The following is an 11,530-nucleotide window of genomic DNA, read 5'->3' on the forward strand; positions in this document are numbered from 1 at the left end:
GCAGGGAGAACGCGCGGAGATCGTGAGGAACGAGCGATCGAGCACGATCGACCGATGAAAACCGCTGAAGCGCCCCGGAGGCGAACCGAGCCACAGAAAAAAGCGGCCCCGCCCCCGTTCACGTAAATCCGAGCGTCAGACGTAACGCTCCAGGATCGAGGACTCCGCCAGCCGCGAAAGCCCCTCCCGGACGCTCCGCGCCCGCGCCTCGCCGACGCCGTCGACGGTCTGGAGGTCGTCGACACTGGCCGCGAGCAGCTTCTGCAGCCCGCCGAAGTGCTCCACCAGCCGCTCGATGATCGCCCCGGGCAGTCTCGGCACCTTCGCGAGCAGCCGGTATCCGCGCGGCGATACCGCGGAGTCCAGGGTCTCGGGCGAGCCGCTGTAGCCGAGGGCCCGCGCCACATTGGCCAGCTCCAGCAGCTCGGGATGGCTGAGCGCGTCGAGTTCGGCCAGCGCGTCCTCGACCGTACGGGGCCGCTGCCCGCCCTTCGACGCCATGGCCCTGGGGGACGTGGCCTCGGGGACGTAGTCCCGGACCACCAGCTCCCGCTCGGGCTCGACGCCCGCGATCAGCTCGTCCAGCTGGAGGGTGAGCAGCCGCCCGTCGGTGCCCAGCTCGACCACGTACTCCGCGATCTCGGTGGCGATCCGGCGGACCATCTCCAGCCGCTGCGCCACGGCCGTGACGTCCCGGACGGTGACCAGGTCCTCGATCTCCAGCGCCGACAGGGTGCCCGCGACCTCGTCGAGGCGGAGCTTGTACCGCTCCAGGGTCGCCAGCGCCTGGTTCGCCCGGGACAGGATCGCCGCCGACTCCTCCAGTACGCGCCGCTCGCCGTCGACGTACAACGCGATCAGCCGCATCGACTGGGAGACCGAGACGACGGGGAAGCCGCACTGCTTGGAGACCCGGTCGGCGGTACGGTGCCGGGTGCCGGTCTCCTCCGTGGGGATCGAGGCGTCCGGGACGAGCTGCACCCCGGCGCGGAGGATCTTGGTGATGTCCTTGTCGAGGATGAGCGCGCCGTCCAGCTTGCACAGCTCGCGCAGCCGGGTCGCGGTGAACTCCACGTCCAGGACGAAGCCGCCGGTACACATCGAGTCGACCGTCTTGTCCATGCCGAGGACGATCAGTCCGCCGGTGTTGCCCCGGAGGATGCGCTCCAGGCCGTCGCGGAGACCGGTACCGGGCGCGACGGAGCTGAGGGCGGCGCGGATCTGCCCTTCGGTGCCGGAGCCCGCGCCGGACTTTCCGGGTGCTGCTGCCCGGTCGTTGGCTGCCACTGCACTCCTCCGGCTCGTACGGATGGGCGAGACCAGGGCAAAGTCTACCGGCGTGCCTCCGCGCCCCGTGGGCTGTCCGCGCCCTCTGTGCGCCGGGGGCCGTCACACCCCCCGCCGAAAGCTCCACGACGGCCGCTCAACGGCCCGGGGCACGCGTCCGGCGAACCGCCCGAAGCCCCGCCCGGCGCCCCGCCCGGCGCCCCGCCCGTGGGCCGTCCGTCCGTGGCCCGGCCATCGTGTTCCCGCCGGTCACCGGGGCCGCCCCGGTCCCGGCACCGGGGCGGCGTGTCCCCGGGTCACCAGGGCGCGTTCTCCGGCCCGCCGCCCGTACCGCCGCTCGCTCCGCCGCCCTTCGGCGCGTCGCTCCGGCGGCGCCCGCGCGGCAGGACCCGCAGCGCGTCCCCCATGTTCGCCACCTCGGTCACCGTCATGCCCGCGGGCACCTTGCCGGGGTCGGTGGGGACCAGGGCGTGGGTGAAACCGAGCCGGTGCGCCTCGGCGAGCCGGCGCTGCACCCCCGTCACCCGGCGGACCTCACCCGCCAGGCCGACCTCACCGATCGCCACCAGGTTCTTCGGCAGCGGGGTGTCGCTCGCGGCCGACGCGAGCGCCAGGGCGACCGCCAGATCGGCGGCGGGCTCGGAGAGCCGTACCCCGCCGACCGTGGCGCTGTAGATGTCCCGCTTCCCCAGGGCGCTGATCCGGCCGCGCTGTTCCAGTACGGCCAGCATCATCGAGACCCGGGAGGTCTCCAGACCGGACGTGGTCCGCCGGGGCGAGGGGATCTGCGAGTCCACGGTGAGCGCCTGCACCTCGGCCACCAGCGGGCGGCGGCCCTCCAGAGTGACCGTCAGACAGGTCCCGGGCACCGGCTCGTCACGGCGGGTCAGAAACAGTCCGGAGGGGTCGGCGAGACCGGTGATGCCCTCGTCGTGCAGTTCGAAGCAGCCGACCTCGTCCGTCGCCCCGTAACGGTTCTTGACGCCCCGTACCAGCCGCAGCCGGGCGTGCCGGTCGCCCTCGAAGTGGAGCACCACGTCGACCAGGTGCTCCAGCAGCCGGGGACCGGCGATCGCGCCGTCCTTGGTGACATGGCCGACCAGGAGGGTCGACATGCCCCGTTCCTTCGAGGCCCGGATCAGGGCGCCCGCGACCTCCCGGACCTGCGCCATCCCGCCCGGCGCGCCCTCGATCTCGGGCGAGGCGACCGTCTGTACGGAGTCGAGGATCAGCAGCGACGGCTTCACCTCGTCCAGATGGCCGAGGACGGCGGAGAGATCGGTCTCGGCGGCGAGATAGAGATGCTCGCTCAGCGCGTGGATCCGGTCGGCGCGCAGCCGGACCTGGCTCGCGGACTCCTCACCCGTCACATAGAGCGTCCGGTGCTCCGGGTCCGCCGCCTTGGCCGCGACATCCAGCAGCAGGGTCGACTTGCCGACCCCGGGCTCACCCGCGAGCAGCACCACGGCCCCGGGCACGAGACCGCCGCCCAGCACCCGGTCCAGCTCCGCCACTCCGGTCGTACGGGCGGTCGCCTGCCGCCCGTCCACTTGGGCGATCGGCAGCGCGGGGCTGGAGACCCGTCCGGCGGCGGTGGTCCGTACGGCGGGCGCGCCGTACTCCTCGACCGTGCCCCACGCCTGGCATTCGGGGCAGCGGCCGAGCCACTTCACGGTCGTCCAGCCGCATTCGGTACAGCGGTAGGACGGACGGTCCTTCGCGGACTTGGTACGGGCAGCCATGGGGAAACCGTAGCCCCCGCCACCGACAACCGGCCCCGCCGTCTCCCGCGCCCGCGCCCCGCCGCCCCGCCCGGCGGCTCCGGCGCGTGCCCGACCGGCTCACTCGGGGCCGGGGCGCGAACGGCTCCGAAGCGGCTCAATTGGGGGCGGATCGAAAGATTGGTGTCCCCTTTTGAGCGAACTACTCACCCGTAAGAATGAAAAGCGGGAAAGTGGCGAGAAGGGCATGCTTCGGGTGCCTACGGTCGCCGGGTGACGAGCAGCAGCCGGCCGGAGCCGACCTCCCGCACCCCGCACCCCGCCGTCCCGCACCGGCCGCGCCGCCACGACCCCCACCCACCAGGCGCTTCCGCCGGTGCGGTCCGCCACGGCCAGCCCGCCCCCGCCGGGCCCCGGCCGGCCCCCGGCGCCGACGCCCCCGTCCGGGGCGCGGGCGCGGCGGAGCCGTACCCACCGGCAGGCCCGGACCAGGGTCCCGCCGCGCCGTCCGGGCCGGAAGCGGCCCCCGTGCCGAAAACGGCCCCCGGCCGCCCGGCGGGCCGGGTCCTCCGAACCTCCGGCGCGGACGCCCCGGAAGCGGCCCCCGCGCCGAACTCCGGTCCCGGACGGCCGGAGCGGCACGAGCGGCGGCACGAGCGGTACGAGCCGTATCTCGACGGCCTGTTCACCTACTGCCTCTCCGTGCTCTGCGACCACGACGCCGCCACCGCCGCCCTCGGCGACGTCCTGGCCGTCGCGGAGCGCCACCACGGCCGCGCCCCCGTCGAGCACACGACCGCGCGCCCCGCCGCCGGACCGGGCCGCCGGGCCTGGCTCTACGCGCTCGCCCGCTGGACCTGCCGCCGCCGCCTCGTCGAACAGCGGCGTACCCGCCCCGGCGCGCACACCGGCCGCCGCCGCCCGGCGCACGCCCCCACGCCTCCGCCGGTGCGCGCGCATCCGCCCGTACGCCCCCCGCGACCCGCCCCACCCGGCACGCCGCGGTCCGCCGCCGACGACCGAGGCGACCAGTTGGCGCTGCTCGCCTGGCCGGAAGCCGCCGGAACCACCCCCGAACAGCGTGAGGCCCTGGAACTCTCCGTCCGCCACGGCCTGGCCACCCAGGACATCGCCGCAGTCCTCTCCCTCGACCCCGCCCACGCCCGCGACCTGCTCGCCACCGCCGTCTGCGAACTCGAACGCACCCGGGCCGCCCTCGCCGTCGTCGGCCGGGGCGACTGCCCCGCCGTCGCCCGGCTCGGCGCCGACGGCCGGGTCCTGATCTCCGCCGCCCTCCGCACCGAACTCGTCCGCCATGTCGACGACTGCCCCCGCTGCCGGGCCGCCGCCGAACGCGTCGAAGCCCTCGGCCCCTGGCCGGGATCCGCCCCGGCCCCGGCGGGCCTGCCGCTGGTCCGGTGCGAGCGCCCGGCCGCGTACGCCGCGATGAGCGCCGCGCGCGCCGGGCGCACCCGGGCCGGTACGCCCCGCTTCGGGCCCGGCGGCTTCCCCCTCGACCCCAAGGACCACGCGGCCCGCCGCGAACGGCTGCGGGCCCGTGCCGTCACCACCACGGTCGTCGCCACCGTCCTCGCGGCGCCCGTCCTCGCCCTTTGGGCGGCCTACCGGGGCGCCCCCGCCACCGGCGAGTCCGGCGCCGGACCCGCCGTCACCACCGAGGACCCCGGGAACGGCGCCGACACCGGTACGGAACACCCGGGGGACCGGCACGACCCCTACGACCGGTACGAACACACCGGCAGCGCCGCCCCCACCGGCTCCGCCGGACGCCCCGGGGTCACCGTCGAGGTGGTGAGTACCGGTACCGCCCCCCGGACCCGGCCCGGCGCGCCCGCCCCGGGCAGGCTCGGCGTCACCGCCAGGGCGTACGGCGACACGACCCGGCTGACGCTCACCGCGTCCGGCGGCGCCCCCGTCGACTGGACGGTCAGGACCGGAGCCCGCTGGCTGCTGCCGAACCGGGCGGCGGGCACCCTCCGCCCCGGCCAGTCCGTCACCGTCCTGGTCACCGTCGACCGGGACCGCGAACCGGCCGGCCCGTGGCGCGCGTATCTGCGGATCGACCCGGCCGGAGCCGTACTGAGGATCGAGGGCGGCGGCCGTACGCCACCACTGCCGACCCGCCCGCCCCGTCCGACCGGCTCGCCGACCCCGTCGCCGACGCCGACGCCGACACCGACCCCCACCCCGTCACCGACACCGAGCCCCACCCCGACCGAGCCCACGCCGACCCCGTCGCCGACGCCGACCCCCACGGACCCGGACCCCTCACCGACACCCTCGGGCGACGACGGCACAGAGCCGTCGCCCGGCCCCTGAAACCAGGAACCGACAGGTCAGGCGGGGTCCGCCGGATGCGGCGCCAGCAGCGGCAGCTGCGAAGCCAGCCGCTGCTCGCAGAGGACGACCAGCGCGTCGTACGCCTCCTTGCCCATCAGCTCCGTCAGCTCGGCCCGGTACGACACGTACACCGGCTCGCCCGCGCCGTGCGCCGACCGCGCCGACGTACACCACCAGTGCAGATCGTGACCGCCGGGACCCCAGCCCCGCCGGTCGTACTCGCCGATCGAGATCTGCAGCACCTTGGTGTCGTCGGGCCGCTCGATCCAGTCGTACGACCGCCGCACCGGCAGCTGCCAGCAGACATCCGGCTTGGTCTCCAGCGGCTCCCGCCCCTCCTTCAGGGCCAGGATGTGCAGCGCACAGCCCGCGCCCCCGGCGAACCCGGGCCGGTTCTGGAACACACACGACCCCTTCCACCTGCGGGTCTGCCGCGCGCCGTCGTCCTCGTCGACCTCGACCCAGCCGGTGTCCGTCCCCACGTCGTGGAACTGCCACATCTCCGGCGTGAGCCTGGCCACATGCCCCGCGACCCGTTCCTCGTCCTCCTCGTCGGAGAAATGCGCGCCCAGGGTGCAGCAGCCGTCGGCGGCGCGACCGGCCTGAATGCCCTGGCAGCCGCTGCCGAAGACACAGCTCCAGCGCGAGGTCAGCCAGGTCAGATCACAACGGAAGACCTGCTCGTCGTCCGAGGGGTCGGGAAACTCCACCCAGGCCCGCGGAAAGTCCACTCCGACCTCGTCGCGCGGGGTCGGGTCCGGGGCCGTGGAGCGCTCTGCTTTGCCCGGCTTCGCCTTTTTCGTCTTTGGCACAGGTCAAGGGTATGTCCGCAACCGCAGTAGCGTTCGTACTCATGAGACTCGGAGTCCTCGACGTCGGTTCGAACACAGTGCACCTGCTGGTGGTGGACGCCCACCCCGGCGCCCGCCCCCTGCCCGCCCATTCCCACAAGGCGGAACTGCGCCTCGCCGAGCTCCTCGAGGCGGACGGCGCGATCGGCGTCGCCGGGATAGAGCGCCTGATCGGCACCATCGGCCGGGCCATGGAAGCGGCCGAGGACCAGGGCTGCGAGGAAGTCATCGCCTTCGCCACCTCCGCCGTCCGCGAGGCCACCAACGCCGACCACGTCCTCGGCCGCGTCAAGGCGGAGACCGGGGTCGCCCTGGAGGTCGTCACCGGCGCGGAAGAGGCCCGCCTCACCTTCCTCGCCGCCCGCCGCTGGTTCGGCTGGTCCGCCGGAAAGCTGCTGGTACTCGACATCGGCGGCGGATCCCTGGAGATCGCGTACGGCATCGACGAGGAGCCCGACGCGGCCGTCTCCCTGCCCCTCGGCGCCGGCCGGCTCACCGCCGGAATGCTCCCCGGCGACCCGCCGGACGCCGAAGCCGTACGGGCCCTGCGCCGCCACGCCCGGGCCGAGATCGCCCGTACGGTCGGCGAATTCAGCCGCTTCGGACGCCCCGACCACATCGTCGCCACGTCCAAGACCTTCAAGCAGCTCGCCCGGATCGCGGGCGCCGCCCGGGACGCCGAGGGCCTCTACGTCCAGCGGGAACTCAGCCACAAGGACCTCCAGGACTGGGTCCCCAAACTGGCCGCGATGACGGCGGCCGAGCGCGCCGACCTCCCCGGCGTCTCCACCGGCCGCGCCCGCCAGCTCCTCGCCGGAGCCCTGGTCGCGGAGGGCGCCATGGACCTCTTCGGCGCCCAGGAAGTCGAGATCTGCCCCTGGGCCCTCCGCGAGGGCGTCATCCTCCGCCGCCTCGACCACCTCCCGTCCCCGACGGCCCGCTGACGGGGCCCACCCCACCGCGGACCACGCGGGGGTGGCCCGGCCGCCCCCGCCCCCGCGCCCCGTACCCTGTCCCCGTGGAAGATTCCGCGCCACAGGCAGAGACCAGCACCCGCACCGCACCCCCCGGCGGGCCGCGCCCCACCCCCAAAGTGCTGCTCTCCACCGCCTCCGTCTACCCGGAGTCCACCGCCACCGCCTTCGAGATCGCCGCCCGGCTGGGCTACGACGGCGTCGAGGTGATGGTCTGGACGGACCCCGTCAGCCAGGACGTCGACGCGCTCCGCGGACTCTCCGACTACCACTCCGTACCGATCCACGCGGTGCACGCCCCCTGCCTGCTGATCACCCAGCGGGTCTGGTCCACCGACCCGTGGGTCAAGCTGGACAGGGCCCGGTCCGCCGCCGAACGACTGGGCGCCTCGACGGTCGTCGTCCACCCGCCGTTCCGCTGGCAGCGGCAGTACGCCCGCGACTTCGTGACGGGCATCTGGCGGATGGCCGACGAGACCGACGTCCGGTTCGCCGTCGAGAACATGTACCCGTGGCGGTACCGCGACCGCGAGATGCTCGCCTACGCCCCCGAATGGGACGTCACCAAAGACGACTACCGCCACTTCACCGTCGACCTGTCCCATACGGCCACCGCCCGCACCGACGCCCTGGCGATGGTGGACCGCATGGGCGACCGCCTGGGCCACGTCCACCTGGCCGACGGCAAGGGCTCCGCCAAGGACGAACACCTCGTCCCCGGCCGCGGCGACCAGCCCTGCGCCGAACTCCTCCACCGCCTGGCCGCCACCGGCTTCGACGGCCATGTGGTGATCGAGGTCAACACCCGCCGCGCCATGTCCTCCGCGGAACGCGAAACCGACTTGGCGGAGGCCCTCGCCTTCACCCGCCTCCATCTGACCCCCTCCCTCTAGGGCCCCGCCCCTGACGGGGAGCCCCCCAGCGCCTTGGCCCTCCGGGGAGGCCCCGCCACTACCGGGCCACGCGGCGCCCTGTGGCTTGTCGCGCGGTTCCGCCCCCTGTGCCTTCGGCTATGGGGGGACCCCCAGCGCCTTGGCCCTCCGGGTTGCCGCCTTACTACCCGGGTCTCGCCCGGCGTCCTGGTGTTGTCGGCGGTCTGCACCACCGTCGTGGCTGGTCGCGCAGTTCCCCGCGCCCCTAAATGCTCTCCCCAGCACCGGACGACGAGAGGGGAACCCACTCCCTGGAAGAGGGGCCCTGCCCCTGGGGCGGGGCCCTTTCGGAGGGCGGCAACAGGAGCAACCAGGGGCGCGGGGAACTGCGCGACCAGCCAGCCACCGGGCAGCGGGTGGACCGACAACACCAGGTCGCACCCACCCCTCCCCCGGGACGGGCTCCAGCCCCGGGGGACATGTTCAGTCGGCGTGGTCGGGGGGTGCAGGGTCGCCCCCTGGGGGTCCCCCCAAAGGCAGCTTTGGGGGAGGACGGCGGAAAAGACCGGGTCTGCCTCTCAGGAAACCCCACTTCCGCCGTCCGTGAGGAGGTGAGCCCGGAGGCCACCGGCCCTCCCGTCTCTGGACAAGTGCGCCCGCATACCGCTGGAGCGACGGTCACATCTTCAACAGCCCCTTGGGGGTCCCCCCAAAGGCAGCTTTGGGGGAGCCTGAGGCGCGAACGGCCCCGCACGAGGCGGGGACCCCCACACCAGGCGCCCGGGGCGCGAGACGCAAGCGACCCCACCACCGCGAGGAACCCCGGCAGGCGCCTGAGGCACCAGGAACCCCACAGCGGGAGGCGCCCCCGCCCCCCGATTCCGGATCGCGGACGGAATGTCCAGATCTTGGAGCCCCCGGCGTACCCTTGTGGCCTATCGACCGACCTATCGAGGAGCGAGAGCGACGATGCCCGAGCTGAGGTCCCGCACAGTCACCCACGGCCGCAATATGGCGGGCGCCCGCGCCCTTATGCGCGCCTCGGGCGTAGCGAGCGCGGACATCGGCAAGCCCGTCATCGCCGTGGCGAACTCGTTCACCGAGTTCGTGCCCGGTCATACCCACCTCCAGCCGGTGGGCCGGATCGTCAGTGAGGCGATCAAGGCGGCGGGCGCGATCCCCCGTGAGTTCAACACGATCGCCGTCGACGACGGTATCGCCATGGGCCACGGCGGAATGCTGTATTCGCTGCCGTCCCGCGATCTGATCGCGGACAGTGTCGAGTACATGGTCGAGGCGCACTGCGCGGACGCCCTGATCTGCATCTCCAACTGCGACAAGATCACCCCGGGCATGCTCAACGCGGCGCTGCGTCTGAACATCCCCACGGTCTTCGTCTCCGGCGGCCCCATGGAGGCGGGCAAGGCGACGCTGGTCAACGGCACGGTCCGCAAGCTCGATCTGGTGAACGCGATCGTGGACGCGGTCGACGAGAGCATCTCCGACGAGGACATGCTGCGGATCGAGGAGAACGCCTGCCCGACCTGCGGTTCCTGTTCCGGCATGTTCACGGCCAACTCGATGAACTGTCTGACGGAGGCGATGGGCCTCTCGCTCCCCGGCAACGGTTCCGTTCTGGCGACGCACACGGCCCGCCGCGCGCTCTACGAGAACGCGGGCCGGACGGTGGTCGAGATCACCAAGCGTTACTACGAGAACGACGACGCGACCGTCCTGCCCCGGAATATCGCCACCCGCGCGGCGTTCGACAACGCCATGGCTCTGGACATCGCCATGGGCGGCTCGACCAACACGATCCTGCATCTGCTGGCGGCCGCGCAGGAGGCGGAGCTGGATTACGGCCTGGACGACATCGACGCCGTCTCGCGCCGGGTCCCGTGTCTGGCGAAGGTGGCGCCGAATGTCGCGCCCCAGGGCACGTACTACATGGAGGACGTCCACCGGGCGGGCGGTATCCCCGCGATCCTGGGGGAGCTGTACCGGGCGGGGCTGCTGGACGAGGACGTCCACACCGTCCACTCGTCGTCCGTGAAGCAGTGGCTCGACGCGTGGGACATCCGGGGCGGCTCGCCGTCTCCCGAGGCGGTCGAGCTGTGGCACGCGGCGCCGGGCTGTGTCCGTTCGGCGGAGGCGTTCTCGCAGTCGGAGCGGTGGGAGACGCTCGACACGGACGCCGCGAACGGCTGTATCCGTGACGCCGAGCACGCGTACAGCAAGGACGGCGGGCTGGCCGTGCTGAAGGGCAATCTCGCGGTCGACGGCTGTGTGGTGAAGACGGCGGGTGTCGACGAGTCGATCTGGACCTTCGAGGGCCCGGCCGTGGTCTGCGAGTCGCAGGACGAGGCGGTCGACAAGATCCTCCGCAAGGAGGTCAAGGAGGGCGATGTCGTCGTCATCCGGTACGAGGGTCCCAAGGGCGGCCCGGGGATGCAGGAGATGCTCTATCCGACGTCCTTCCTGAAGGGCCGGGGTCTGGGCAAGGCGTGTGCGCTGGTCACGGACGGTCGTTTCTCGGGTGGTACGTCGGGTCTGTCCATCGGCCATGCCTCTCCGGAGGCGGCGTCCGGCGGCACGATCGCCCTGGTGGAGGACGGCGACCGGATCCGGATCGACATCCCGGGCCGTTCGATCGAGCTGCTGGTGCCGGAGGAGGAGCTGACGGCCCGCCGTGAGGCGCTGGGCGGCCGGTACGCCCCGAAGGCGCGGGAGCGGAAGGTGTCGGCGGCGCTGCGTGCCTACGCGGCGATGGCGACGAGTGCGGACAAGGGCGCGGTCCGGGACGTTTCCCGACTGGGCTGACGCACGGAGTGCCCCGCTTCGTACGAAGCGGAGCGGTACGGAACGACACAGACGGCCGGGCCCGGCAACGGACCCGGCCGTCTCCCGTCCCGTCCTTCCCCGCCCCCGAGGGGCCCCGGTTTCACGGGAAACTTGTTGCGACGCCCCCCGCGCTCCGGGTCACCACGACCGCATGAACGGGACGACTGACGGTACGGCGGACGAGACGACGGCCGTCGCGGCGGCGATCGCGGCCGAGCTACGCCTCATGGACCCGCTGGTCCGCTCCTCCCGGGAGGAGGCCGCCCGGCTGCTCGACCCCGAGTTCACGGAGGTCGGCGCGTCGGGGCGGCACTGGACGTACGAGACCATGCTCGCCGGGCTCGCGGACCATCCGGGCAGTTCGGCGGACGGCCCCGGGTACGAGCCCTCGGGCTTCGCCGGAAGGCTGCTGGCGCCCGGGGTCGTCCATCTGACGTTCGAGACCCGGCTGGGCGACCGGCGGGCCCGCCGCAGCTCGATCTGGCGCGAGCACCCGGCGACCGCCACCGGTCCGGCGGTGTGGCGGATGTACTACCACCAGGTGACCCCGGTACCGCCCGGAATCGACTGACCCGGGCCCCGGGGCCCGGGTGCGGCGAAGGCGGGGGACGGCCCCCGCCCGG

At 73.4% G+C, this 11,530-nt stretch carries 8 protein-coding genes; 5 read left to right on the forward strand and 3 right to left on the reverse strand.

Annotation, left to right across the window (positions count from 1 at the left end; translation table 11 throughout):
- Positions 1-135: 135 nt before the first annotated feature.
- Together disA and radA are read right to left on the reverse strand one after the other, a co-directional pair.
- Complete coding sequence (gene disA, locus AB0G74_RS33460) at positions 136-1,287, reverse strand: DNA integrity scanning diadenylate cyclase DisA (protein ID WP_361154244.1); 1,152 nt, start codon at positions 1,285-1,287, stop codon at positions 136-138.
- A 296-nt stretch (positions 1,288-1,583) separates the two neighbouring features.
- Positions 1,584-3,029, reverse strand: a complete 1,446-nt coding sequence (gene radA, locus AB0G74_RS33465; protein ID WP_361154246.1) for a DNA repair protein RadA — start codon at positions 3,027-3,029, stop codon at positions 1,584-1,586.
- A 252-nt stretch (positions 3,030-3,281) separates the two neighbouring features.
- Here radA and AB0G74_RS33470 point away from each other — a divergent pair, with 252 nt between their 5' ends.
- The gene (locus AB0G74_RS33470) at positions 3,282-5,348 is read left to right on the forward strand and encodes a hypothetical protein (protein ID WP_361154248.1); all 2,067 of its coding nucleotides are present in this window, start codon (positions 3,282-3,284) and stop codon (positions 5,346-5,348) included.
- Between the two features lie 17 nt (positions 5,349-5,365).
- On the opposite strand, the gene AB0G74_RS33475 is transcribed toward AB0G74_RS33470, so the two are convergent.
- Positions 5,366-6,181: a hypothetical protein gene (locus AB0G74_RS33475; RefSeq protein ID WP_361154251.1), complete on the reverse strand. Its 816-nt coding sequence runs from the start codon at positions 6,179-6,181 to the stop codon at positions 5,366-5,368.
- 41 nt (positions 6,182-6,222) lie between these two features.
- Between AB0G74_RS33475 and AB0G74_RS33480 the strand changes: the two genes are divergently transcribed.
- The 4 genes from AB0G74_RS33480 (at position 6,223) to AB0G74_RS33495 (ending at position 11,478) form a co-directional block, all read left to right on the forward strand.
- On the forward strand, positions 6,223-7,164 hold the full coding sequence (locus AB0G74_RS33480; RefSeq protein ID WP_361154253.1) for a Ppx/GppA phosphatase family protein: 942 nt from the start codon (positions 6,223-6,225) through the stop codon (positions 7,162-7,164).
- Positions 7,165-7,313: 149 nt separating this feature from the next.
- Positions 7,314-8,087: a sugar phosphate isomerase/epimerase gene (locus AB0G74_RS33485; RefSeq protein WP_361154261.1), complete on the forward strand. Its 774-nt coding sequence runs from the start codon at positions 7,314-7,316 to the stop codon at positions 8,085-8,087.
- A gap of 948 nt (positions 8,088-9,035) precedes the next feature.
- Entirely contained in the window at positions 9,036-10,886 is a 1,851-nt protein-coding gene (ilvD, locus tag AB0G74_RS33490; RefSeq protein ID WP_361154256.1) for a dihydroxy-acid dehydratase, read from the forward strand.
- Positions 10,887-11,058: 172 nt separating this feature from the next.
- Positions 11,059-11,478 carry a DUF4440 domain-containing protein gene (locus AB0G74_RS33495; RefSeq protein ID WP_361154258.1) on the forward strand — a complete coding sequence of 140 codons (420 nt, stop codon included), beginning with the start codon at positions 11,059-11,061 and terminating at the stop codon, positions 11,476-11,478.
- Positions 11,479-11,530: the final 52 nt, after the last annotated feature.

The organism is Streptomyces sp. NPDC020875, from assembly GCF_040641415.1.
In the GTDB taxonomy this organism is placed as follows: Bacteria; Actinomycetota; Actinomycetes; order Streptomycetales; family Streptomycetaceae; genus Streptomyces.